Source organism: Massilia rubra (assembly GCF_011682065.1).
GTDB classification, from domain to species: Bacteria; Pseudomonadota; Gammaproteobacteria; order Burkholderiales; family Burkholderiaceae_D; genus Telluria_A; species Telluria_A rubra.
Map to the genome: position 1 here is coordinate 181900 of NZ_VUYU01000006.1, position 24554 is coordinate 206453.

Below are 24554 nucleotides of genomic sequence, written 5' to 3' on the forward strand. Positions count from 1 at the left end.
TCTTCTCACCTGAAACCCGATTGCTGATTACTTAAAGACGCATGCGCGAGCGATATTGCCGGCGTTGGTGTCCTTGTTAGGCTCGTTGCCTTTCGAGGTACCGACAAAGGTGGCGCAGCGCGACGACGACTTGTTCGACACGAAGTCGCTCATGGTCGCCACATCGTAGGCCTTGGCCAGCGCTGGCAGTTTCGACGCATCGAAGCTGCTGTTCACGCCCACGCCGGCATTGACGTTATAGATCGTCACGCCGCTGATGGTGACGGTGCGTGCCGACTGGCTCGAGCAATTGCCGCACGAGCGATACAGCTTGCCGCCTTCTTCCGCATAGAAGTTGGTGATGACGATTTTGCTGTTGGCGCCATTATTCTGGAACATTTTGTCGGCCGCTTTGTAAGCCGCGCCGCCGCTGACTGTCATGGTGCCTGCGCCTTTGAGCGTGGCCGCGTCTTCGCCTACATCGCCCCAGTACACGTTCTCGATCTTGCAGTTACCGGCGCAATGGACGCCGTCGGCGCCGCCGGCGGTCAGGTTGCGGCCCGTGCCCTTGGCCGGATCGCCCAGCACCACGTTCTTGAGGGTCGCGCCGACACCCAGGTTGAAGTGAGGGATCTGGCTTTCGGACTGGCTGCCGTCCATCTTCTTGGTGTTACCCACCAGGCAAACCATCTTGCCGTATTTGACCAGGCCATCGAAGGTGGTGTTGGCCGGAACCTCGGTCGTTTGCGTGACCAGCACCTTGGTGCACGACGGGACTGCGCGCTTGCCCGGAGCGGCCGATGCGCTGGTGGCGATGCACAGTCCGATGACTGCGAAAAGAAGGGCATTGAGACGTTTCATGATGACTCCTGGTGGATGAAGGAAGCAGCTATCGCCTTGCGGAGACGGCTGGATTTACAGCGAAATGCGCAGCGAAATTACTGGGCCAGGTTGGTGCGCGCGCCCGCCGTTGCGATGGCTTTCGCTTTTACGCCGGCAGCGGCGCTGGCGGTGTAGTTGTAGCCGGTAGGACCGTAGGCTTTGCTGGTTTTCCAGTCGGTGGCGTTGGCGTAGGTGCCGCTGTCCGGGGCGCCCCAGGTAATGCCGCTGCCGACGAAGTTGCTGCGCAGGTCCCAGTAACCGAGCTTGGTGCTGTCGCGCGAGGTCACAGGATTCCTGACGTTCTCGAAGTAGTTCGCTTCGACCAGCGCCATGGCGCCCATGCGCACGTTGATGCCCGACGTATCGACGTTGCCGAAGTAGTTGTTGAAGAGGTGGGCTTTACCGTAACGCAGAAGCGGCAGGCGCGACTTGACGTTCTCGAAGCGGTTGTTGTGGTAGGTGGTCAGCGAACCGGCGTTGAGCGTGTCTTTGTCGGAAAAGCCATTCAATGCCACTTTCTGGTAGTTGTACACGTAGTTGTACGACACCGTGATGTGGTTGGCGCCCTTCTTCATGTCAATGCCGCCGTCGAACGACGCGTCGCCGGCGCCAGGGCACGATTTGATCGAGGCGAAGATGGTGTTGTGGTCGACCCAGATCTTGCTTGGCTTGCCGCTCGAGGTGCCTTCGATCGAGATCGAATCGGCGTCTTCACCGCCCTGCAGCAGGCCGATGGTCATGTTCTGCACGATCACATTGCTCGAATCGCCAACCACACGGATGCCGAAGTTGGCCGACGAATCAGCCGCGCCGCGAATCGTGATGTCGCTCTTGTTTTTGATTTCCAGCGTCTGCGCCGGTTTTTTCCACTGCGCGCAGACATCCTTGATGCTGGCGAAGTCGAACTTGCCGGTGTAGTTCAGCACCAGGCCACCGCTGCCCGAATACGCCTTGATTTTCGCCGCCATGTCGGCCAGCGTGGCGACATTGACCGCCGCCTTGGCGCCCCCGCCGGTGGTGGCGGCGCCGTAGCCGATTGGCCCGGCCATTGCCTGGGTGCCGGCCAAGACGGCTGCGGCAGCCAGTGTCAGTTTCAGTTCCAAAGTCGATACTTTCATGCGGGTTACTCCGTAAATATTGGTATTTTTCGAGCCACCAGGGTTACCGGGGGAAATCCCTCGCTGGCGATGTGGACCGAACGGAGCGCCGCTTTGTTGCCGTATTGCATCCGCAAAAACCATGGGTTCATGCGCTCCGCGGGTCGGCCATAATGCAAATAAATCAACGTTCGCTAGGTCTGCTGCGAGGATGCACGTTGTTATATTGTCGTGTCAATATCATGTTAAATGACTAAATGCATTATTAAGATACCAATTTTGGCGCAGGTTCCGCAAAACCTGTGATCCTGGTGTGAGATTGTCACGGCGACGATCATTTTTTGTCGGCTAACATCTTTGTATATGCATGCAATTCATATCAACGTCTGTCTGACATCGTTTTCCATGCCAGCTGGGCAAATGAGCGGCTATTTCAAGACCGACAAGACCTCATGCTGATTAAAAATGTAAAATGCAAGATCAAAAAACAACATTTGGCCTGACCGATAGATATTATTGGTCGATTAAATGCAATATTTGGTCAGTCCAAAACACAGATATTTTGGAAATATATCGTGAAACGCCAGATTTGGCCTGACCAGACGATACTCGTATGGGATGCGAATCAGAGTCGGCTGAAAGGCATGCCGTCGCGCGCGGCGCCCGTGGCGCCGCTGTAGAGGTTGTAGACGCCGGCGCCGTTGTCCGGCGCGACGAGGATCCAGGTCGAGGTACTTTCGGTAATCGGATCGAGCGGCAGGGAGCGCAGGTACTTGCGCTCCACCAGTTCGCCGAGCGTCTGCGGATAGCGCCCGTTATCGCCGTAGAATTTGTCGATCACCTCGCGCGTAATGTGCAGGTTCTCCTTGAGCACCGTCTCCTTCGACTGGTCGATACTGCGGAAAAAACGCGGCGCGGCGATCGTCAGCAGCAGCGCCAGGATCGCCAGCACCACCAGCAGTTCGATCAGCGTGAAGCCGCGCTTACCAGCGCCGGTACGCAATGCCATTGAGGCCCACCTGTTCAGAATTGGAATGCACGTCGTAGACATCCTCGCCGGGCTTGGGGTCGGCCGGATCGCTCTGGTAAGAGCGCAGGAGCCAGGTCTGTTCGGCCGGCACGGTCGGATCGGTGCTGAACGGATCGCGCGGCACCGCGCGCAGGAAAAACACTTTGCGCGCCTTTGCGCTGCGCTGGTCCGGCACGCCGTTCACCAGCGCCTGCAGGTTGGGCGGGTAGCCGCTGCCATCGAGCAGGCTGGCGATACGCCCCTCGCCGGCCGCGCGTTTGTATTCGTCGAGCGCGCTGCGAATCTCGCGCAGGGCCAGGCGCAGCTCCTGCTCCTTCTGGCGCTGCACCGCCACCTGCGCCAACGGCAAGGCGATGGTGGAGAGCAGCGCCACGATCGCCAGGGTTACCATCAGCTCGATGAGCGTGAATCCGCGCGCACGGGGCATGTCAGCCGCCGCTTCGTTCAGGCAGGGGCGCGCTGGCCGGTGGCGCCGCCGGCAGCGGCGGCGCCGGCTCCTGTGGCGCCGCATGCGCCGACTGGCCCGGCTGGCCGGACTGGCCACGCAGGCTCGCATCGGTCCCGGCGTCGAACTCCACCTCGGCGCCGGCGCCGCGCGCCTGGTTGCGCAGCACGCGCGGCGTGATCGACAGCACGATCTCGGTCTTGGTGCGCTCGCTGCCCTTGCTGCCGAACAGGCGGTCAAGCATCGGCAGCTCGCCCAGGCCGGGAATGGCGCTTGACGAACGCTTGTCGTTTTCGCTGATCAGCCCCGCCAGCACCTGGTTCTCGCCATCGCGCAGGCGCAGCACCGTGCTGGCATTGCGCGTGCCGATCCGGTAGCCGTACGGCTGGTCGTTACTGTCGAAGATCGTGCCGAGGATGCTGCTCACTTCCAGACTGAGTTTGATCGATACTTCATCGTCCATGTACACCACCGGCTCGGCTTCGAGCTTGAGGCCCACGTCGAGGTAATTGACCGATTGCGAGGTCACGCCGGTCGAGGTGACATTGGCCGACACGCTCGGCACCCGCTCGCCGACCCGGATCAGGGCCTTCTCGCGGCTCTTGATGCGAATGCGCGGATTGGCCAGCACGCTGACGTTATCGCGGTTCACCGACGCCGACAGGCGCATCGGGTCTACGCTGGCGAGCAAGCCCTTGGAATTGAGGTTCTTCAGGTCGTTGAGGGTGAACGGGTTGGTCGCCACGGTGCCGTCGTACAGCAGGGTGGAGGCGCCGAGCGGCGTCAGGCTCACATTGCCCGGCCACTTCACGCCCAGCGATTCGAGGTCGCTGCGCTGCACTTCCAGGATCTCCACTTCCAGCATGACTTCCGGTTCGGCCACGTCGTGCAGCGCCACCAGCTTGGCCGCCATGAGGATGGTCTCGGGTGTATCGCGCAGCACCAGCATGTTGAGTTTTTCGTCGACGACGAGGTCGCGCGTCTTGAGCAGGGTGCGCAGGCTGTTGGCCACGGTTTTAGCTTCGGCGTTGGCAATGCGGAAGCTGCGGATCGTCAGCTTCTGGTAGTCGCGCTGCTTGGCCGCGTCGTTCGGGTACAGCAGCACGGTGCGCTCGTCGACGATGCGCTGCTCCATCTGCACGCTCATTAACAGATTGCGCAGCGCCTGTTCGATGGTCGTGTCCTGCAGGTTGAGCGTGACGCGCAGGTCGGCCGGTACGTCTTTATCGAGCGTGAAGCTGATGCCCGAGGTGCGCGACATCGATTCGAGCACCGCGCGCAGCGGCGCGTCCTGGAAGCGCAGGCTCAGTCGCTTCTGGAATGCCTGCCCCAGCGCCGTGCCGCCGGGCGCCACGGCGGCGTGATCCTGCAAGGCTTGCAGCATCTTGGCCGCGCGCGCGTTCTTCGGATAGTTGGCCACCAGCGCGCGCAAGGCGTCGCGTGCCTCCGCGCGCTTGCCGGCGGCGAGCTGCTGCTCGATGCCCGCCAGCGCCAGCGCTTGCGACTGCGCCGCAGCCAGGTTGCGCATGCCGATCATGGCCTGGTCCACGGCCCCCAGCGCGGCGGCGCGCCGATAAGCCTCCTGCGCCGCGCCCCAGGCGCCGCGTGCCACGTCCTGCGCGGCCTGCGCCAGCACCCGGTTGGTCAGCTCGATGCGCGTGTTGGCCAGCAGGACGCGCGCTTCGATGTGGCCCGGCGTGGCGGCCAGCATGTGCTCGAGGCGCGCCATGCCCTCTTCCAGCTTGCCGGCGTCGAGCAAGGCGCGGATGTCGGGCGCGGTAGGCTGCGGTCCGGTCGCGCATGCGGCCAGCATGGCCAGGCTGCATGCCAACGCCAGGTTGCCTGCTATTTTTCTCATTCTTCTGTCCCGAAACTGATCCGGTGTTGCTTGCCGGTTTGTTGATCCTGAATGTTCACCGATTCCTGGCGCAGGGCCAGCACGCGATAACGCTTTTCGAACACGCTGCCGGTGCGCGCCAGCAGCACGGCGTCGTTGCGCAGCAAATACGCTTCGCGCACGCCGTCTTCCACCTTGAACCCGAGCAGGACGAACGGCGCTTGCGGCTTGTCGCTGGCGTCCGGGGCATCCGTTGGCGGCGGCGCGCCCTGCTCCGCCGCCGCCGACGGGCCACCGGCAAACAGGTCGGGCACCGGGCTGGCCGGATCGACCGCAGGCGGCGGCGCGCGCAGCGGCGCAGCGGCGACTTGCGTCGATTGCGGCCGGCGCGGGCGTTCGGCCACGCCCACCACCTCCGGTTCGGACGGACTGTCGAACAGCATGAGCAGGCCGACGCCCAGCATCACCGCCAGCATGATCTTGAGACGGGTCGACATCAGGGCGCCTTTTCCGCTGGCGAGTCAAGCGTGAACCAGACCGAAAACAGCAGCCGCGCTTCGACGCCGGCGCCGACCGGCGCGCGGTGGATGCCAACTTCGTCAAGCGACAGACCGGGAATGGCCTGGGCCGCGCGCAGGAAGCGGCGCACCTGCGGATAGGTGCCGGTGGCCGGCATCTGCACTTGCCAGCGGCCGACGTGACCCGTTTCCTGGCGCCGGTAATCGGCCTGCGCGATCGTCAGTCCGTGTTCCGCCGCGAGCGCGAACAGGCGCTGCAGGGCCGCATCGGCGCGCGCCGCCGGCGGCAGAGCGCTGTGCGGCGCGGCGGCCGGCACGCTGGCGGTTGCCTGTTCGTTCACCCGCATGGCCAGTGTGTCGCGCAAGGCCGCTTCCTGCGATGGCAGCCACCAGAGCCAGGCCAGCAATGCGCACAGCAGCAAGGCCGCGCCGGGCAGCATCCACAAACCGTGGCGCACCGCCAGCACCTCAAGGCGCCAGCGCAGCGCGTTCCATTGCATCATGGGGCGCTCCGGATCAGGGTATCGGGCAGCCGGTACGGGGCCGAGAGCTGCGCTTCGTAATGGAAGTTGATGCCGCCTTCGGCCGCCGCTTCGTGGCGCATCAGGCTCAGACGCGCAAAGACCGGGCTGCTTTTCAGGGACCGCAGGTACTCCTGCAATCCCGCCACATCGTCCATGTTGGCCTGGACCTTGACCACGCCGCGCGCCAGATCGGGTTCGAACGATTGCAGGCGCGCCTGCGGCACGCGCTCAAACGCGCCGAAGATCTCTTCCCAGGGCTGCGCGCGTTGCAGCATGGCCTGGCGCAGCAATTGCGCTTCTTCGGCCAGCGGCTGCGAGCGGCTACGCTCGGCGCGCTCGCGCTGCTCGCCCGCGGCCAGGCGCGCGGCCTGCGCCGCCCTCGCCTCTTGCAGCTCGTGCTGCACGCGTACGCCGCGTCCGAATGCCAGGCTGCCCAGCACCATGGCGAGCAAGGCGAACGCCACGCCCAGCTGGGTGCCGCGCATGCGCCAGTCCCAGCGCCACGCGCTGCGCTGGTCGGCGAAGTCGATCATCATCGGCTTCATGCGGCTGCCTCCAGATGCGTCCAGCCGGCCGGCGCGGCGGGGCCGGACCAGAAGCGCGCGGCCGGCAAGGCGACACCAAGACGCGCCATTTCCAGCGCCAGCAAGCCGTCGACGTCGGTACCAGGCTGCTGGCGAACCAGTTGCAGGCGCGCCTCGTGCCAGACCAGCAGGTTAACCACGCCGTCGGCCGCCGCGCACCAGACGCCGTCAAGCGGCAGCGCCGCGCAGTGGCGGTTCCAATCCTGCAGCAGAGCCGGCAACAGGCGCGCCAGCGAAAACCCGGCCAGCGCCTGGCGCAGGCTGCGCGGAATCGCACACGCCAGCATCGGCGCGCCGGCCTGCCAGTCCGCTTGCAGCAGCCAGTCGGCCGGCGCCTGGCCGTACAGGGTTTCGAAGCGGGCGTCGAGCAGCAGGCGGCAGTCGCGCAGGCCGCCAATGCCGGCCGGCGCTTCGAGCAAGAAGGTGCGGCTCCAGCAATCGGCCACGCGCACCGACAGGCGCGCGCGCGCCGGCAGCAGCTGCGCCAGTTCGACGCCCAGCGCGGCCCAGTCGCCGCCCGCCGCCTTGAGCGTGGTGCGCTGCGCGCCGCGCCGCAGCGCGATGGTGTGGGCGCCGATATCGACGCCGATGTTTTCAACCTGCCAGAGTGACACGTTTGACCTCCTCCAGCGTGGTTTCTCCGGTGGCCACCAGCGCCAGCGCATCGTCGAACAGGCTGCGCATGCCGGCGGCCCGGGCCAGCTCCTTGATCTGGCGCAGCGGACGGCGTTCGATCACCAGTTCGGCCAGCGCGTCGTCGAGAATCAGGATTTCGGCCACGGCGCGCCGTCCCTTGTAGCCGGTGCCACGGCACTCGCCGCAGCCCACGCCGCGCAGGAAATTGTAGTGCGAAACGGCGGCGCGCGTCAGGCCGCTGCGCACCAGTTCCTCGTCGTGCGGCGTGTAGGGGGCGCTGCACTGGCGGCACGACAGGCGCACCAGGCGCTGCGCGATCACGCCATTGAGGGCCGAGACAAACGAGTACGGGTCGATGCCCATGTGGGCAAAGCGTCCGAACACGTCGAACACGTTGTTTGCGTGGACGGTGGAGAGCACCAGGTGGCCGGTCAGCGCCGACTGCACCGCGATTTCGCCGGTTTCCTTGTCGCGGATCTCGCCGACCATGATGATGTCCGGGTCGTGCCGCAGGATCGAGCGCAGGCCGCGTGCGAACGACAGTCCTTTCTTGTCGTTGACCGGAATTTGCAGGATGCCGGGCAGCTGGTACTCGACCGGGTCTTCGATGGTGATGATTTTTTCGTGGCCGCTGTTGATTTCGGTGATGGCGCCGTACAAGGTGGTGGTCTTGCCCGAACCCGTCGGCCCGGTCACCAGCACCATGCCGTACGGTTCCGATACCAGGCGCCGCATGGTGGCCAGGTGGTCGGGCGCGAACCCGGACGAATCGAGCGTGAGCGTTCCGTGCGCGCTGATCATCGACTGCTTGTCGAGAATCCGGATGACGGCGTCTTCGCCATGCACGCTCGGCATGATCGACACGCGCAGGTCGATTTCGCGCCCCTGCGCCTCGACCCGGAAACTGCCGTCCTGCGGCACGCGGCGCTCGGCGATATCGAGTTCGGCCAGCACCTTGATGCGCGAGATGGCCTGCTCCGCGAGCGCGCTGCCGGCCACTTGCGCGGCCTGGTCGAGCACCCCGTCGATGCGGTACTTGGTGAGCATGCCGCCGGGCGTGCTTTCGAAGTGGATGTCCGATACGCCGGACTTGAGCGCATCGTACAAGGTCGAGTTGACCAGCTTGACGGCCGGACTGCCAGCGTCGCCCAGCGAGGCGTAGGAGAGGCTTTCCATCAGGCGCGCAGGGTCGCCAACGCCAACCTCGCCGGCCTCGCCCATCACGAGCGAGTCGACCGAGCGCACCGATTCCTCCTGCTTGGACAGGTAGGCGTGCAGGTCGGCCGGCAGCGCCAGGCGCCAGCGCACCGGGGCGCCGGCCAGGGTTTCGACCCACACCTGCAGGTCTTGCGCGTAGGGGTCGCACAGCACCGCCCACAAGCCGTCGGCGCCCTGCAGCAGCACGCACTGGCGTTGCTGGGCGCGCGCCAGCGGCAAGCGCTCGAACAGCGGGGTGCAGGCCAGCATGGCCGCCATGTCGATCGCGGGCAAGCGGAACACATCGGCCGCCTGCGCCAGCAGCAGGCGCGGTTCGGACCGGGTCAGCGCTTCGAGTTCGGCAAAAAACGCGCGGCCCGACTGGCGCGCGTTGCACTGCGCCGCGCGCAGGGACGCCATCATGGGCGCCATCTCGACCGGGTTCATTGCAGGGTCCCGGCAAGGTCGAAGATCGGCATGTACAGCAGCACCACGATGGCGCCGATGACGACGCCGATGGCCGCCATCAGCACCGGTTCGAAGGTCTTGCTGAATTTTTCGATCCACAAGGTCGTTTCGGCATCGTAGAACAGCGCGGCGCGGGTGAGCATCAGCCCCAGTTGGCCGGAGCGCTCGCCCACGCGCAGCATGCGCAGCGCGATCGGCGTGGTCAATCCGTTCTGTTCGAGCGACTCGGAGAAGCTGCCGCCTTGCGCGATGGCGTGGCGCGCCGCCGCCAATGCGCCGCGCCGCGCCGGCGAGATGGCGCCGCTGACCATGTCGAGCGCCGACACCACGGCGATGCCGCCTTCGAGCAGCATGCCGAGGGTAAGGTACAAGCGCGCCAGTTCCAGGATGTGCATGCGTTCGCGCACGCCCGGCAGGCGCGTAAACAGCTGCATCAACTGGCCGGAGCGGTGCATGCGGCGCAGCCAGAAGAACAGCGCCGCGCCGATGCCCGCCATGGCCAGCAGGATCGCCATGCCATGGCCGGCGACGGCGCCGCCCCATTTGATCAGCCACTGCGACAGCATCGGCAGTTCGCGTCCGCTGCCCTGGTAGACGGCGGAAAATTTGGGCACCACGTACCCGAGCAGGAACATGCTGACCGCGCTGCCGACCGTGAGCAGGATGACCGGATAGATCGAGGCGCTGACCAGGCGATTGCGCACGCCATCGACGCGCACCTGGTATTCGATGTAGCGCGTGAGCGCCTGCGGCAGGTCGCTGGTGCGCTCGGCCGCCTTGACGATGCCGCCGAACAGGGGCGGGAACGACTCCGGTTCGGCCGCAATCGCCACCGAAAAGCGCAAGCCGTCGCGCATGCGCGCCAGCAGGCGGGCCAGCAGCGCGCCGGTATCGGTGTGGGATTCCTTTTCGCTGAGCGCTTCCAGGCTTTCAACCAGGCCGAGGCCCGCTTCGAGCAGGGCAAGCAGCTCCTGGGTGAACAGCACCAGGGAAAAGGTCTTGCCGCGCCGTTGGGCGCTCACCGCAAGCGGCCGCACGTCGAGCACCGTCAGGCGGCGGTCGACAGCGGCGCGCGATGCGGCGACGGCATCGCTGGCGTCCAGTTCCAGCATCTGGACCCGGTTGTCGGGTCCCACGGCACGAATCGCGAAGCGCACGGGCGGATCAGCGCGCGACGCCGGCGACTGGGCCGCGCAACTGCCGGCGTGGAAATGGATTCATGCTGCCCCTGCTTTCAAAAACATCCTGGTCGAACGCGTTATGGTTTGCCACTAAACAAAGGTGCACGCCCACTTCAACATCATCGGTCCGACCACTTAAGTTGCGGCCTGACCAATTCACATTCTACTACTGTTGATGTCATTTGGATATGTGACTTTAAAGACACGGCTTCTGCAATTTTTCATTGCAAAAACGTCCATCCTGGTGCCCGCGATGGCGGATAAGCGGGCCTGCGCTGAGTTAAGATGCTTTATGAACAGAGATGCAGCAATCGGCCTGCTGGCCCGACGTGACCTTACGCGACTTTCGACCGAGCAGCGGGCGAGCCTGTTGCTCGATTGGTGGTTCAGCGATCCCGATGCTCCGGGATACGCCGGGCTGCCCGATCCGTTGAAGTCGATGCTGGCCCATTCTGTTGAGCCGGACGACCCAACGCGCACGCTGTATGACCCGCTCCTGCAACTTGCGCTTGAATACAACTACATGGGCGTAGTCAACACGTATCTGTCGATGCAGCTCGCCCTGCCTGACCGGGACGTCACGGTCGAGGGCGATGTCGATGAGATGGTGGTATGTCCGTGTTGCCGCTACCTGAGCTTGCAAACGAGTGCGAATGACGAGATTTGCCGCGTGTGCTTTTGGGAAGATGACGGCACGACAGAGTTAAGCAGCCGCAGCGGGCCAAATCACCAGACGCTACGTCAGGCGCAAGAGAATTTCCAGCGCATCGGCGCCGTTACCGAGGCGAGCCGGCGATACGTTCTTCCCGACGGTAAACAGCGATATGGATTGGCCATCCCATAAGCAGGTCGATAGCGCGTTTCATGGCGCTTTTACCAGCGCAGACGATCCCAACACCGTGCCGATCAGGGTGATGAACTTGTTGTACTTGTCGTTCTCCTGCGCAGGCGAGGTGCCCAGGCGGCGCGCGGAAAGGCTCACGAACTCCATCGTCAGCTTGTGGCGTTCGCTTTGCAGTTGTTTCTGCTCGTCCGGCGTGCCGGCTTGCTGGTAGCGCTGGTACAGCTGGCGCAGTTTGAGCGACGCACTCTGCAGTTGCGGGTCCGCGAAATCGGGCAGCGGAGCCGGCGCGGCCGGCATGCGCGGTACGGAAACGATGTGCTGGCGATGCTTCTCGAAGAAACCGGCTTGCTCCGATTCGCTCTCGAAGTAACGCACAAAGTCGGCTGCGGTAAACAGCTTGCTGTAGATGTTGCCACCACCACCCGGGTCATATCCTTGCAGCGAGGTGGGGAAAGGTTCGCGCACACCGAAGCGCCAATCGTTCTCGATAAACAATCCGTTCACGAGCTTGAAGGGACCGCTGAAAGGCACGCCATCGAGCTTGAACGGGCCGCCGCCCCCCGGCCTGAAGTTCTTCAGCTTCTCTTCGCCGGTAACGTAAGCGACGCTGACAATCACGTAGTCGCTCAGCATTGGGTTGATCAGGCCGCCCTTGCGCTCAGCATAGACAATGAACTTGATCTTTCCCGCCACTGGCGCGTCCATGCTGTGCTCGCCAGCTTTCAATGTAATCTCCTTCGATTGATTTGCCGGGATTTCATAGTCCGTTTGATCGATCTGCAGTTTGATTGCCGCATCGGTCGGGTTATCTATCGAGAAATTGACATTGTTGCTGCAACCCGCGAGAAGCAGCAGTGCGGCGATGGAAAACAGCATGTTATTCATAAACTTATCCTTGGGGTGCTTCGATCGGACAACAACGGTGGCGTATCTTAAAGTCATTTCATTTTACACAACTCGCCAGGGTGGTTGCGGCAGTATCGCGCTTGCCTGCCGTGAAAACCCGCGACGATGTTCGCACGAGGCGGCGACCTTGAATGGCCTGTTTCGTGCCCCACGTACGCCTGAGCCAGCGCAACGGGCGGGTACTGTCGCTCGCTACAATGCGCCATGACCGCCCACCACGACCTCGGCTACCGTTCGCTGTTCGCCCACCCGGAACTGGTGCGCGATCTGATCGCTGACTTTACGCCCTTCAAGCTGTTCGAAAACGTCGCGCTGTCGTCCTTCAAGCGGGTCAATGCTACGTATGTGAGCGAGCAAGCATCGGCGCGCGAGGGCGACATGGTGTGGCGCGTGCAGGTCGGCGACCATTGCCTGTACGTGTACCTGCTTCTGGAATTCCAGTCCAGCGTTGACCCCTGGATGGCCCTGCGCATGCAGACCTATATCGGCTTGCTGCACCAGGACCTGGTCAAGCGCCACGAATTGCAACGCGGGGGCCTGCTACCGCCGGTGTTGCCGCTGGTCTTTTACAACGGCAAGCGGCGCTGGAGCGCCAGCATGGAGTTGTCCAAGCTCCTGATGGAAGCGCCTGCCGGACTGGCGCCGTTCCAGCCATCCCAGCGTTACCTGCTGATCGACCAGAAGCGCCTGGACCAGGCAGCGCTTAAAGCGAATGCGAATGTGTTGTCACTACTGTTCCTGTTCGAACTTTCCTCGGCTCCCGATGTCTTAAAAGAGGTAGCGCCAGCGCTGATCACCTGGCTACGCGCAACGCCGCAACTCGCCCTGCGCCGATCGGTCGCAGCATGGGCGAACCGCGTGGCGGAGCGCCGGTCCGGACGACCGGGGCCGTTTTCATTGGAAAATATGGAGGAGTTTGCTGACATGGGACGCAAATTTGCAACCTGGGCAGAAGAATTCGAGTATATCGGTTTCAAGAAGGGACGCGCCGAAGGTAAGGCTGAAGGTAAGGCCGAAGGCAAGGCCGAAGGGAAACTTATCGCACTGCGCGCAATGCTGCAAAGCCTGTTACGCCGCCGCTTCGGCGACCTGCCTGCACCGGCTGTCCAGCGTATCGGCGAGGCCACGCAGCCTGAGCTGGAACAGTGGTTCGAACGCGCCCTCGCCGCGTGGAGCCTGGAGGGGGTGTTTGGCGATGATGACATGCCCGTGGGGGACATGCCCGGCCGGGACGAGCCAGACTAAAGCCGCAGCTGAATCATGTCATGCTCGTTGCGGCAATCTGGACCGGAAGAAAGTTAAAGGAAACAGTCCTTCCCTACACATGCAGTAACAAGTGCTCGCGCTCCCAGGGGCTGATAACGGTCATGAATTCCAGGTGTTCCTGGTCCTTGATAGCGGCATACACGTCGACAAACCGCTCGCCCAGCACGTCGCGCAGCTTGTCTTCCGCGCGCAGCAGGTTCAACGCTTGCGGCAAGCCCTGCGGCAGCTCAAAGTCGAGCGCGTGGGCGCTGCCAACTGTCATCGCGCTCGGCTCGATCTCTTCCGTCATGCCGAGATAGCCGCACGCCAGCGTGACGGCGAATGCCAGGTAGGGATTGGCGTCGGCCCCAATGACGCGGTTTTCCACCTTGCGCTCCTGCGCTGTCGACTCCGGCACCCGAAAGCCGACCGTGCGGTTATCCAGCCCCCACTGCACATTGATGGGCGCGGTGGTGTGGCGCACGATGCGCCGGTACGAATTGACATACGGCGCGGCCAGCGCCATCGCCGCCGGCATGTAGCGCTGCAAGCCACCGATGTAATGGTAAAACGCGGGCGATGGCGCTCCTTCCGGTGTACTGAACAGGTTCAGGCCGGTGCCGCTGTCGGTCACGCCCTGGTGCACGTGCATCGCCGAGCCCGGCTCGTTGGCGAGCGGCTTGGCCATGAAGGTGGCGTACATATTGTGCTTGAGCGCCGCTTCACGCAAGGTGCGCTTGAAGAAGAACACATTGTCGGCCATGGTGAGCGGCTCGCACGAGAGCAGGTCGATGCCGAACTGGCCGGCGCCGATTTCGTGGATCAGGGTGTCGACGTCGAGCTGCATGAGCTCGCAGAAGTCGTAGATATCCTCGAACAGGGGGTCGAATTCGTTGACAGCGTCGATGCTGTAGATCTGGCGGCTGGTTTCGGCGCGTCCGCTACGGCCGATGGGCGAGCGCAGCGGCAGGTCGGGGTCGTTGTTGCGCGCGGTCAGGTAAAACTCCAGCTCGGGACCCACGCTCGGTTCCCAGCCCTTTTCCGCATACAGCTTGAGCACGCGCCGCAGCACGCTGCGCGGGGCGAAATCGACCAGGCTGCCATCGGAAAAATAGCAGTCGTGGATAACCTGGGCAGTCGGGTCGAGCGCCCACGGCACCATGGTGATGGTGGACGGGTCGGGCCGCAGCACCATGTCGCGGTCGGTCTCGGAAATGGCGCGGAAGTACGCAACGTCGTTAGCCGGATAATTGCCGGTGACGGTCATGCCGAGCACGGCTTCCGGCATGCGCATGCCGCGTTCGTTCGTGAATTTGGTGCGCGGCAGGATCTTGCCGCGCGCGACGCCGGTCAGGTCCGGTACCAGGCATTCAATTTCGGTGACCTGGCGCTGGTTGAGCCACAGGTCCATATCGCTGAAAGTAAAGTTCTTGCGAACCGCCATTCCACATCTCCTCAAACCATGAAATCAAACAGCGAGCGGGCCCCTCCTCCGGGCAGGCCGGGCAAGGCACTGTTGGCGCCGCCACCCTGGCTGATCTCGGTGTAGCGCGCAACCAGGTTGCTCGCCTGGGCATTGAGCGCGCCGGTGAGCGCGGTTTTCTGGCCGGTCAGCGTGCTGACGCTGCGCTCGGCCGTCAGTTTTTCCTTGCCGATGCTGCTGCCGGCGCCGAGCAACTGGCCCAACTGCGTGTCCAGCTTGTCGGCAATGCCCTTGCCGCCGTCGGTGAACAATTTGCTGACCGCGTTCGGGTCGGCCTGAACCGCCGAGGCCAAGGCCTTGGCGTCGATCTTGAGCGTGCCATTCTTGTCGAGCGAAACGCCGGCTTTTTCCAGCGCCTCGCTATTGCTGCGAACCATGTTCGTCAGTTGGTCCTGCGCCTGGCGCAGGGCGGGATCGGATTTCAGGCCGCCCTGCTGCAAGCCTTGCAAGGTGGACGAGAGCTTGTTGAAGCCATCGACAAAATTGCCGATATTTTTGGCGATCGCGCCGGTTTCCTGCGCGACGACCACTTTGGTAGCGCCCTTGGCGGTCAGCGCCAGCGCCGTGCCGCCGATCTGGCCGGTAATGACGTTGCCCGAACTGGTGACGCGCTTGCCGTCGATATTAAGTATCGCGTCCTGGGCTGTGCTGCCAGCCGTCAGGTTCTTGAGGCCGGCCGGATTGTAGGCCAGCAGTTTTTCGACCGCCGCGTCGCCGCCGGCGCTGATGCGCATGCTGCCGGCCGCGCCTTCCGGCCCCTTCAGTTGCAGCGCGAAGCCGGCGCTGCCCTTGACGATGGTGGCGTCGATGCCGGCCGCCTTGAAGGCGTCCGCCATGCCTTGCAGGGTATTGTTGCCAATGTCGATGTTGATTGAACGAACGCTGCCGTTTGGCGTGAAGCCGCTGCCCGACTCGGTGCCGAATTCGACCTTGATGGCGCTGGGCAGGCCGTTGCCGATCGGCGCATCCTTGTCCTTTTGCGGAAGCGTCAGCAGGGTTTGCGACTGCGCAAGTTGCTGCACGTCAATTGCGTAGGTGCCCGACTTGGCGCCGGTCATGGTCACGGCGGTCAGGACGTTGGGGCTGGACGAGATGGCGCCGGTTTGCAGGCCCGCGCCGGACAGCGACTGGGTCAGCGACTGGAAATTGGCCAAGGCGCTTTGCAACTGCCCGAGCCCGGACAGGCGGGTCTGGTCGCGGGTCAGCTGGGCGCTGAGTTTCTGGACGCCGGCGTTTTGCGCAAACAAGCTCTTGTTGACCCGGCCGTACATCTCGGCGGAGGCGGCATTGCCCGACTTGAGGCCACCCAGGACACTGTTGGAATTGATCGGCACGGCCATGATGTTTTACCTTTGATTCACGTTTAACGTAAAGGTAACACATTCGCTTGCCGCACTTCGTTCAAATTCCTGATCAAGACCTGAGCCAGATCAACGGTGGCGGGGGACAAGCTTGCGCCAGTCGCAGGCGAGATGCATCGCCCCGACCCCGCGCCCCTCAGTCTTACTTCAGGAACTTGGCCAGTTGCGTCATCCCCGACAAATTCAGATTGAGGAAGCTGAAGCCGACCTTGAAGTCGCCATGGCTCAAAATGCAGTACGAGGCCTTGCCGCGTACATCAATCGTGGTCATGGCGCCATCGACGAACAGGTCGAAGCGCAACTGCGCGCTCGCCCCCACCTGGATCGGCTCGGCCGACATGATGCACATCCCGTTCGCACCCACATCCACCGTCTTGACCGCGGCCGGTGCAGAACCGTCCACCGTCACCACAGCTTTAACTTTTAACAATTTTCGCTGCGCTTGTCTTTGTTCGTTAAACACGTTTCGCCCGTTGGCATTGCAGAGTCATACATTATAGTTCTAATTTGCAACATCGGTTGGCTAATCCAGTTCGCGCAGTTTGTTAAATGCTTCGTCGATCCGTTCGACCGCCACGATGGTCATGCCTTCGATTTTCTGCTTCGGCACGTTGGCCTTGGGAATCATTGCAATTGAAAACCCCAGCTTGGCCGCTTCGCGCAAGCGTTCCTGGCCGCGCGGCGCCGGCCGGATTTCGCCCGCCAGCCCCACTTCGCCGAACACCACGAGGCCGCGCGGCAGCGGTTTGCTGCGCATCGACGAGTTGATTGCCAGCAGTACCGCCAGATCGGCCGCCGGTTCGGTGATCTTGACCCCACCCACCGCATTAATGAAGACATCCTGGTCGAACGCGGCAATACCGGCGTGCCGGTGCAGCACCGCCAGCAGCATCGCCAGCCGGTTCTGCTCCAGCCCTACGGACAGGCGGCGCGCATTGGGCAGGTGGCTGGTATCGACCAGCGCCTGGATTTCGACCAGCAAGGGCCGCGTACCCTCTTGCGTCACCATCACGCACGAGCCCGGTACCTGATTGTCGTGTTGCGACAGAAACAGCGCCGAAGGGTTGGACACCCCTTTCAAGCCTTTTTCGGTCATCGCGAACACGCCCAGCTCGTTGACCGCGCCGAAGCGGTTCTTGATCGCCCGCACCAGCCGGAAACTGGACTGGGTATCGCCCTCGAAATACAGCACCGTGTCGACAATGTGCTCGAGCACGCGCGGCCCGGCCAGCGCGCCCTCTTTGGTCACGTGGCCGACCAGGATAATGGTCACGCCGGTCTGCTTGGCCACCCGGGTCAATTGCGCCGCGCACTCGCGCACCTGCGCCACCGAACCGGGCGCCGAGGTCAGCGCGTCGGAATACACGGTCTGGATCGAGTCGATCACCGCCACTTCGGGCTTCAGGTCGGCCAGGGTGCCGAGGATCTTCTCAAGTTGGATCTCGGCCTGCAATTTAAGTTCCTTGCCATCGACGCCGAGCCGGCGCGCACGCAAGGCGATCTGGGCGCCCGATTCCTCGCCGCTCACATATAAGGTACTCTTGATGTGCGAGATATTGGCCAGCGCCTGCAGCAACAGGGTCGACTTGCCGATGCCGGGGTCGCCGCCGATCAGCACCACCCCGCCCGAGACCAGCCCGCCGCCCAGCACGCGGTCGAATTCTTCGATACCGGTGCCGAAGCGCGGCACGTCGACCGCCTCGATGTCGGCCAGCGACAGCACCGGCGCGGTCTGCGCCAGGCTCCTGTGCTGGGTCTGGGACAGGCGGTTCACGCCGGGCGTGTCGAGCACCGTCTCGACCATCGTGTTCCACTGATGGCAGGCGGCGCACTGCCCGGTCCATTTGTTGCTGATCCCGCCGCAGTCGCTGCAGGTGTATTGCGTTTTAACTTTAGCCATTGAGATCCAGATTGCCTTCCACGACGCGCACGCGAGGCGCCAGCGCGCACATTAATTCGTAACCGATGGTGCCGGCGGCGTTGGCCACGGTGTCGATCGGCAAGCCGGCACCCCACAGGATCACCTTGCTGCCGACCCCGGCGCGCGGCACGTGGGTCAGGTCGACCGCCATCATGTCCATCGACACCCGGCCCACCAGCTTGGTGAGGATGCCGTCGACCATCACCGGGGCGCCGTGCGGCGCGTGGCGCGGGTAGCCATCGGCGTAGCCGCATGCAACGATGCCCACTGTCATCGGCCACTCAGCCTGGAAGCCGCTGCCGTAGCCGACCGAGTCGCCCGCCACCAGGTCTTGCACGCCGATGATTTCGCTGGCCAGGGTCATGGTCGGACGCAGGTCGAACGCGGCCGCGCTGCGGCCGCCCGGGGTGCCGCCGTACAGCATGATGCCGGGACGCACCCAGTCGTTCGACAATTCGTCCGACAGCGCCCCCTGGTGCAGCACGCCGCCCGAGTTCGACAGGCTGCGCTGGCCGGGCAAGCCGTCCGCACCCAGGCAGAAGCGGCGCACCTGCTCGAGCACGGTCAGGCGGGGGTGTTCGAGCTCATCGGCGTTGGCGAAGTGGGTCATCAGGGTGATCTCGCGCACCGCGGGGATGGCGCGCAGGCGGGCATACGCGGCGCCGAAGGCTTCCGGCCGGAAGCCGAGCCGGTTCATGCCGGTATTCATCTTCAGGTGGATGTCGATCGGGCCGGGCAGCGTCGCCTGCTCCAGCAGCACGATCTGCTCCACCGTATGTACAGCGCTGTTGAGCTGATGGCGTACCAGCAAGTCGACATCGCCGGCGTCGAAAATCCCTTCCAGCAGCAGGATCGGGCGCGTCCAGCCCAGTTCGCGCAGGCGCACCGCGTTCTCGGTTTCGATCAGGGCCAGACCGTCGGCGTCGGCAAAGCCGCGCATGCCGCGTTCGAGCCCATGGCCGTAGGCGTTGGCCTTGACCACCCCCCACACCTTGGCGTGCGGTGCGCAGTCGCGCGCCCGCATCAGGTTATGCTGCATGGAATCTAAGTGAATCGTGGCGATGAGCGGGCGCGGCATAGTGCGGAATGGGGTGATTGGCAAGCCTGTATTTTACCGGACGCAGCCCGTTCCGACGTGCCGATTTCTTTGGCTTCCCAGCCATTCATGGTATAAAGCAACCCACACTAGCTTTTAGACTTCTCGAATGAATCGTGGTTTTTACACCATCATGGCGGCGCAGTTTTTTTCGTCGCTGGCAGACAACGCCTTGCTGTTCGTGGCGATCGATCTGCTGATCTCCATGAATGCGCCGGCTTCGCTGACGCCTTTGCTCAAGCTTTCCTTCGTCCTCTTCTATGTGCTCCTTGCGCCATTTGTCGGCGCTTTCGCCGATTCCATGCCCAAGGGCAAAGTAATGTTTATCGCCAACCTGGTCAAGGTGGCCGGCTGCGCGCTCATCTTCTTCCAGGTCCACCCGCTGCTGGCCTATGCGGTGGTCGGCTTCGGCGCGGCGGTATATTCGCCGGCCAAGTACGGCATCCTCACTGAATTGCTGCCACCAGAGAAACTGGTCGCCGCCAATGGCTGGATCGAAGGCTTGACGGTGATGTCGATCATCCTCGGCACCGTGATGGGCGGCGCGCTGGTCAGCGCCAAGGCCTCGGCCTTCATGCTCGGCCTGGACGTGCCGTTCATCGAGACCGGCATCAACACCACCACCGAAGCGGCCCTGTGCGTGGTGGTGGCCGTATATATCCTGGCAACCCTGTTCAACCTGCGCATTCCCGACACCCTGGCCAAGTATGCCCACCAGGAACGCAACCCGGCCAAGCTGATCGCCGACTTCGCCAATTGCTCTTCACTGCTGTGGAAAGACAAGCTCGGCCAGATTTCGCTGGCCGTGACCACCCTGTTCTGGGGCGCCGGCGCGACCTTGCAATTCATCGTGCTCAAGTGGGCCGAAAAATCGCTGCACATGCCGCTCGACAAAGCCACCACCCTGATCGGCATCGTCGCGCTCGGCGTGGCCGTGGGCGCCGCCAGCTCGGCCAAGATGATTCCGCTCAAGAAGTCGCTGACCGTGATCCCGCTCGGCATTGCCATGGGCGTGGTCGTGGTCTGCATGACCATGGTTCATTCGGTCCTGATCGCCTATCCGCTGTTGCTGCTGATCGGCGTGCTGTCGGGCTTCTTCGTGGTGCCGATGAACGCGCTGCTGCAACACCGCGGCCACGTCCTGATGAGCGCCGGCCACTCGATCGCCGTGCAGAATTTCAATGAAAACCTGTCGATCCTGACCATGCTGGCCATTTACGCCATCCTGATCACCTTGAAAGTGGACTTGAATATCGTGATCGTCGGCTTCGGCCTGTCGGTGGCGGGCATCATGTTCCTGATCATGCGCAAGCACAAGATGAACCAGGCTGAGCACGATTCGCTCGCCCTGATCGGCGAGCACAAGCACTGATCAGGCGCCCTGCCCCACCATTTTCTGGCGGAAGGCGGCGCGCACGCGCCAGTCGTTGGGGACGATGAAACCGCGTTGCGTTTCGATCAGGCAGCCGTCTTCCACGCGCACGGCGGCCACCAGCAGCGGCATCGGCACGCTGTCGAATTTCTCGGCCAGGGTGGATTGCAACTGTGCCCGGCTCAGCAATCCGGCCTGGTCCGGCGCGCGGAACGGCGCCAGCCATTGCAAGCGCGGCAAGATCACCCAGGCGTCCGGCGCCAACGCCGCCACCTCGTCGAGCGCGCACCAGAAGCCGCGGCAATGCCGGCCGGAGATGCCATCCATCGCCTGCCCCGCGCCGCCCGGATAGAACAACCATCCCTTGACCAAGGCCCGCGCCCGCGTGACGGGACGCGGCAGCACGGCCTGGGCCGCCGGATGCGCACCGAGCGCCAGCTGCCGGTCGAAAATCTTGCGCATCTTGGCGCCCAGGCTGTCGGCCAGGTTGGGGCCGACAAAGGTGTCGAAGCGCGATGCCGCCGCCCCTTCCAGCAGATAAAACTTGGTGGCGAACTCGATGTGTTCGAGGCCGCCGTCACCGTGATCGAGCAGGAAATCGAACTCGCCGACCGTATCGTTGCGGCTGGCGCGCACCTGCAAGCCGTGCGCCACCAACTGGCCGTGCTCGCGGAAATAGAACGCCATCAGCTTTTCGGCATACAGGCCCAGGCGCGTGTAATTGCGCGTGCCGAGCGCCTCGAGCAGGCGCGCGGGATCGGCATCGAGGCCGAGCAGCCAGTCGTCGACCGCCGCCGGCAGCACGCCCAGGCTGGCGATACGGCCTTCCCAGTGCGGGTCGTCCGGATCGAGCAGGTCGGGCGCGTGCAGCAGCCAGGCCAGCGCGCGCACGTGCGGCTGCGTCAGCTGCCCCCAGCGGCGCGCGAAGCCGGCCTGGTAGTTGTCAGGCGCGCCGCTCATCGTGCTCCCGCGCAAGGCACAAGTCGACCCAGGCCAGCGCCTTGTCGGCGCCGCGCCGCAGCAGCTCGCCCGGATGCAGGGTGGCCACCAGCTTGACGCCGGCCAGTTCGTGCACCTGGCCGCGCGCGCCGGCCAGCGCTTCCTGCAAGGGCTTGCCGCGCAGGGCGTTGGCGGCGATCTGGCCGAGCGTGAGCACCATCGATGCACCGGAGAGCGCCAGTTCGCGGTCGAGGTAGGGACGGCAGGCCAGCGCTTCCTCGGCGCTCGGGGCGCGGTCGCCGCCGTTGGCGCTGGTCGGACGGCATTTGATCAGGTTGGTGACGTATACATTGCTCTCGCGCGAAAGATCGACCGCGGCCAGCATGTTGGCCAGCAGCTTGCCCGGTTCGCCCGACACCGGCTGGCGCTCCTTTTCGTCGGACGCGGTGGAGGCGCCGGCGGCCACCAGCCAGTGCGCCTGCTGCGCGCCGTTGCCGTAGACCGGCTTGCGTCCGCCCTTGCACAGGCCGCAGCGGGTGCAGTTGGCGATGGCGTTCTTGAGCTGGGCCCAGTCCATGGCGGCGATCTCGTCGTCGGTCGGTGGCGGCGCGGGCGGCTCCTCGCCCCAGGCCGAATCGGCGGCCGGGCTGATGGCGGGACTGACGGCGGGCGGCGCGGCCCTGGCCACCACCGGCGGGGGCGGCATGACGACCGCAGCGACGGTGGGCACGGGCACGGCGGCAGGCTCGGGCACGGCGGCAGGCTCGGGCGCGGCTTGCTGCGCGGGAGCGGCTTGCTGCGCGGGAGCGGCAAGCTCGTCGGAGTACGCCTCGTCGGCCACGCCGGCGGCGCCATCGCGCAAGGTCCACAGCGGGCCGATGCCCATCTCCTGCAAAAAGACGCTGTCGCGCGCGCTGGTACTCATAAGACAAACCTCATCACGATGGCATCCTCGCGCTTGCCGTCATGGGCGGGATAGTAGCCGCGGCGGCGGCCGATTTCAGTGTAGCCATACTGCTGGTAGACGGCCAGCGCACGCACGTTGGACGGGCGCACTTCGAGCAGGATCGAGTCCATCGACAGCCCGCGTGCGCAGGCGGCGACCTTGTCGAGCAGGTAGCGGCCCAGGCCTTCGCCCTGGCGCGCGGCGGCCACGGCCACGTTGAGCAGGTGCGCTTCGTCGACGATCGGCATCAGCAAAAAATAGCCGATCAGCGCCCCGCCGCGCTCGCGCAGCACCCAGGCGTTGTAGCCGCTGCCGAGCGAATCGCTGAAGTTACCGCGCGTCCAGGGATGCGGGTAGACCTGCTGCTCCAGCGCGAACACGTCGTCGACATCGGCCGCCACCATCGGCGCATAGACCAGGTGGTCATCGTCGCGCAGCGCGCTCATGCGGCGGCCTTGGCGGCGTTGATCACGCTGCGTTCCGCGCTGGTGTAGGCGATCTTGTTGCGCAGGTAGAGTGGCTGGGCGTCCGCCGCGCCGACCGCCTTGCCCGCCGCCAGAGCGGCACGGCCGAGCGGCGCCAGCTGGGCGGCGTGCGGCATGATGTCCGGATACATGGCCCCGAAGGCCTCACCGGGAAACGCGTCGGGATAGGCCGCCAGGCCATTGCCGCAGGCGGCCAGCGGGCCGTCCACCGGCAACGGCGCCACGGCGCCGGGTGCGCACAGCGCCGGCGCGGCCAGTTCGCGCCACAGGCCGGCGCCGTGATCGTAGCGGTACTGGGCCCAGTAGACTTCGCCCATGCGCGCATCGAGCACGGCCACCACATCGGTGGCGCCATGCTGCTGGCGGCAGGCCACGGCCATCGCCTCGAGCGTGATCAGGGGCAGCACCGGCAAGCCGGCGCCGTAGGCCAGGCCCTGGGCGATGCCGCAGGCGGTGCGCACGCCGGTAAACGATCCGGGACCGGCGCCGAAGGCGATGGCGTCGCACTGCTTCAGGGCGATGCCGGCCTCGGCCAGCAGTTCCTGCACCATCGGCAGGATCGATTGCGAGTGGGTGCGTACGCCGGACGATTCACGGGCGATGACGGTGTCGCCGCGCAGCAAGGCGCAGGACGCCATCTCGGACGAGGTTTCAATAGCGAGAATAATAGACATCCCGTATTTTAACCCGGCCGGGTGCCGCCTTGGCGCTTAAGCAAGCAGGGCTTCGTCGCCCGATGTAGAATGCCGCTCATGCACAGCCACACACTCGACTCCGACAACCGCGACAGCATTGCGCAAGCGCTGGGCGGCGACCGCTGGATCGTCGCCTGCCTGTGCGCAGCCTGGTGCGGCACCTGCGCCTCCTACCGCGCCGCCTTCGACGGCCTGGCCGCGCGCCACCCCGACAAGCACTTCATCTGGATCGATATCGAAGACCAGGCCGAGGTGGTGGGCGACCTCGATGTCGACAACTTCCCTACCCTGCTGATCCAGCGCCACGACACGGTGGCCTTCTTCGGCACCATGCTGCCCGACCCGGCGCTGGCCGAACGGCTGATCCAGGCCCAGGTTGCGCAATCGGAGGAGGAACTGGCGCTCCAGGCGCGCAGCAGCGACGAGCGGCGCCTGTGGCAGCAGCAATGCAATCTGCGCGCACTGTTGCGGCGCGCCTGAACCTGGCGCACCATGCGCTCGTTTGAGTCAAGTCAACAGCACCCGAAAACGGATCGCCGACGATGGGAGATCGTGGTTGAACGTTTTTTGGGAAGCGCAGATAATGGACATCATGGAAGCCCGTATCGTCAAACTTGAATTGGTGACAGAAAAGATCCTGGAACGTCTTGCGGCGGTGGAGCGCGACGTTGCGGTGATCCGGTCCAACTACGCCACCAAGGCGGACATAGCGGCGCTGCAAGTTTCGATAGCGACACTGGAGACGAAAATGCTCAAGTGGTTTGTCGGGACTGCCATCACGCTGGCCGGAGTCGCCTTCGCCGCCGCGAAATGGATCCACTAGCCCAGGCAGCCGGCGCCATCACTTGCGGCGCTGCGAACCCCGAACACGTTTGAGTCAAGT

At 64.3% G+C, this 24554-nt stretch carries 26 protein-coding genes; 5 read left to right on the top strand and 21 right to left on the bottom strand.

Going from position 1 to position 24554, the window contains the following annotated elements; genetic code table 11:
- Positions 1 to 27: 27 nt before the first annotated feature.
- The 11 genes from F0185_RS11170 to F0185_RS11220 form a co-directional block, all read right to left on the bottom strand.
- Positions 28 to 840: a pectate lyase gene (locus F0185_RS11170; RefSeq protein WP_166888564.1), complete on the bottom strand. Its 813-nt coding sequence runs from the start codon at positions 838 to 840 to the stop codon at positions 28 to 30.
- A 77-nt stretch (positions 841 to 917) separates the two neighbouring features.
- Entirely contained in the window at positions 918 to 1979 is a 1062-nt protein-coding gene (locus tag F0185_RS11175) for a pectate lyase family protein (RefSeq protein ID WP_167224367.1), read from the bottom strand.
- A 604-nt stretch (positions 1980 to 2583) separates the two neighbouring features.
- Positions 2584 to 2967 (bottom strand): prepilin-type N-terminal cleavage/methylation domain-containing protein, encoded by a 384-nt coding sequence (locus F0185_RS11180; RefSeq protein ID WP_166888558.1) that lies wholly within the window; start codon positions 2965 to 2967, stop codon positions 2584 to 2586.
- Complete coding sequence (locus F0185_RS11185) at positions 2942 to 3415, bottom strand: type II secretion system protein (RefSeq protein ID WP_167224369.1); 474 nt, start codon at positions 3413 to 3415, stop codon at positions 2942 to 2944. Before F0185_RS11185 ends, F0185_RS11180 begins: the two co-directional genes overlap by 26 nt.
- A gap of 1 nt (position 3416) precedes the next feature.
- Positions 3417 to 5291 (bottom strand): secretin GspD/PilQ domain-containing protein, encoded by a 1875-nt coding sequence (locus F0185_RS11190; protein WP_167224371.1) that lies wholly within the window; start codon positions 5289 to 5291, stop codon positions 3417 to 3419.
- On the bottom strand, positions 5288 to 5767 hold the full coding sequence (locus tag F0185_RS11195; RefSeq protein ID WP_167224373.1) for a hypothetical protein: 480 nt from the start codon (positions 5765 to 5767) through the stop codon (positions 5288 to 5290). Before F0185_RS11195 ends, F0185_RS11190 begins: the two co-directional genes overlap by 4 nt.
- Complete coding sequence (locus F0185_RS11200) at positions 5767 to 6291, bottom strand: type II secretion system protein GspM (protein WP_167224375.1); 525 nt, start codon at positions 6289 to 6291, stop codon at positions 5767 to 5769. The genes F0185_RS11195 and F0185_RS11200 overlap by 1 nt, the downstream gene beginning before the upstream one ends.
- Complete coding sequence (locus F0185_RS11205; RefSeq protein ID WP_167224376.1) at positions 6288 to 6857, bottom strand: hypothetical protein; 570 nt, start codon at positions 6855 to 6857, stop codon at positions 6288 to 6290. The genes F0185_RS11200 and F0185_RS11205 overlap by 4 nt, the downstream gene beginning before the upstream one ends.
- Entirely contained in the window at positions 6854 to 7510 is a 657-nt protein-coding gene (locus tag F0185_RS11210) for a hypothetical protein (RefSeq protein ID WP_167224378.1), read from the bottom strand. Before F0185_RS11210 ends, F0185_RS11205 begins: the two co-directional genes overlap by 4 nt.
- Positions 7491 to 9176, bottom strand: a complete 1686-nt coding sequence (locus F0185_RS11215; protein WP_167224380.1) for a GspE/PulE family protein — start codon at positions 9174 to 9176, stop codon at positions 7491 to 7493. The genes F0185_RS11210 and F0185_RS11215 overlap by 20 nt, the downstream gene beginning before the upstream one ends.
- Positions 9173 to 10354, bottom strand: a complete 1182-nt coding sequence (locus F0185_RS11220; protein ID WP_167224382.1) for a type II secretion system F family protein — start codon at positions 10352 to 10354, stop codon at positions 9173 to 9175. Before F0185_RS11220 ends, F0185_RS11215 begins: the two co-directional genes overlap by 4 nt.
- A gap of 316 nt (positions 10355 to 10670) precedes the next feature.
- On the opposite strand from F0185_RS11220, the gene F0185_RS11225 reads away from it, so the two are divergent.
- A complete protein-coding gene (locus tag F0185_RS11225; protein ID WP_167224384.1) occupies positions 10671 to 11222 on the top strand; it encodes a CPCC family cysteine-rich protein in 552 nt (183 codons plus the stop codon).
- 18 nt (positions 11223 to 11240) lie between these two features.
- On the opposite strand, the gene F0185_RS11230 is transcribed toward F0185_RS11225, so the two are convergent.
- Entirely contained in the window at positions 11241 to 12107 is an 867-nt protein-coding gene (locus F0185_RS11230) for a hypothetical protein (RefSeq protein ID WP_167224386.1), read from the bottom strand.
- Between the two features lie 225 nt (positions 12108 to 12332).
- Here F0185_RS11230 and F0185_RS11235 point away from each other — a divergent pair, with 225 nt between their 5' ends.
- Positions 12333 to 13373: an Rpn family recombination-promoting nuclease/putative transposase gene (locus F0185_RS11235; protein WP_167224388.1), complete on the top strand. Its 1041-nt coding sequence runs from the start codon at positions 12333 to 12335 to the stop codon at positions 13371 to 13373.
- Between the two features lie 73 nt (positions 13374 to 13446).
- Here the strand turns inward: F0185_RS11235 and F0185_RS11240 are convergent, their stop codons facing one another.
- The 5 genes from F0185_RS11240 to alr form a co-directional block, all read right to left on the bottom strand.
- Positions 13447 to 14817, bottom strand: coding sequence for a glutamine synthetase family protein (locus F0185_RS11240; RefSeq protein WP_167224390.1), 1371 nt, complete (start codon positions 14815 to 14817; stop codon positions 13447 to 13449).
- Positions 14818 to 14828: 11 nt separating this feature from the next.
- The gene (fliD, locus tag F0185_RS11245) at positions 14829 to 16196 is read right to left on the bottom strand and encodes a flagellar filament capping protein FliD (protein ID WP_167224392.1); all 1368 of its coding nucleotides are present in this window, start codon (positions 16194 to 16196) and stop codon (positions 14829 to 14831) included.
- 163 nt (positions 16197 to 16359) lie between these two features.
- Positions 16360 to 16680: a PilZ domain-containing protein gene (locus tag F0185_RS11250; protein WP_167224394.1), complete on the bottom strand. Its 321-nt coding sequence runs from the start codon at positions 16678 to 16680 to the stop codon at positions 16360 to 16362.
- 60 nt (positions 16681 to 16740) lie between these two features.
- A complete protein-coding gene (gene radA, locus F0185_RS11255; protein ID WP_166888516.1) occupies positions 16741 to 18117 on the bottom strand; it encodes a DNA repair protein RadA in 1377 nt (458 codons plus the stop codon).
- A complete protein-coding gene (gene alr, locus F0185_RS11260) occupies positions 18110 to 19216 on the bottom strand; it encodes an alanine racemase (RefSeq protein ID WP_167224702.1) in 1107 nt (368 codons plus the stop codon). The genes radA and alr overlap by 8 nt, the downstream gene beginning before the upstream one ends.
- Before the next feature lie 127 nt (positions 19217 to 19343).
- Between alr and lplT the strand changes: the two genes are divergently transcribed.
- Positions 19344 to 20606 carry a lysophospholipid transporter LplT gene (lplT, locus tag F0185_RS11265; protein WP_167224397.1) on the top strand — a complete coding sequence of 421 codons (1263 nt, stop codon included), beginning with the start codon at positions 19344 to 19346 and terminating at the stop codon, positions 20604 to 20606.
- Here the strand turns inward: lplT and F0185_RS11270 are convergent, their stop codons facing one another.
- Genes F0185_RS11270 through tsaB form a run of 4 tightly spaced genes read right to left on the bottom strand, consistent with a single transcriptional unit; the run spans position 20607 to position 23650 of the window.
- Positions 20607 to 21566 (bottom strand): DUF1853 family protein, encoded by a 960-nt coding sequence (locus F0185_RS11270; RefSeq protein ID WP_167224399.1) that lies wholly within the window; start codon positions 21564 to 21566, stop codon positions 20607 to 20609. It lies immediately after the preceding gene.
- Entirely contained in the window at positions 21550 to 22470 is a 921-nt protein-coding gene (locus F0185_RS11275) for a uracil-DNA glycosylase (RefSeq protein ID WP_167224401.1), read from the bottom strand. Before F0185_RS11275 ends, F0185_RS11270 begins: the two co-directional genes overlap by 17 nt.
- Complete coding sequence (gene rimI / locus F0185_RS11280) at positions 22467 to 22937, bottom strand: ribosomal protein S18-alanine N-acetyltransferase (protein WP_166888502.1); 471 nt, start codon at positions 22935 to 22937, stop codon at positions 22467 to 22469. Before rimI ends, F0185_RS11275 begins: the two co-directional genes overlap by 4 nt.
- A complete protein-coding gene (tsaB, locus tag F0185_RS11285) occupies positions 22934 to 23650 on the bottom strand; it encodes a tRNA (adenosine(37)-N6)-threonylcarbamoyltransferase complex dimerization subunit type 1 TsaB (RefSeq protein WP_167224403.1) in 717 nt (238 codons plus the stop codon). The genes rimI and tsaB overlap by 4 nt, the downstream gene beginning before the upstream one ends.
- Positions 23651 to 23728: 78 nt before the next feature.
- Here tsaB and F0185_RS11290 point away from each other — a divergent pair, with 78 nt between their 5' ends.
- Positions 23729 to 24151, top strand: coding sequence for a thioredoxin family protein (locus F0185_RS11290; protein ID WP_167224405.1), 423 nt, complete (start codon positions 23729 to 23731; stop codon positions 24149 to 24151).
- 103 nt (positions 24152 to 24254) lie between these two features.
- Positions 24255 to 24494 carry a hypothetical protein gene (locus F0185_RS11295; protein WP_229476915.1) on the top strand — a complete coding sequence of 80 codons (240 nt, stop codon included), beginning with the start codon at positions 24255 to 24257 and terminating at the stop codon, positions 24492 to 24494.
- Positions 24495 to 24554 lie beyond the last annotated feature (60 nt).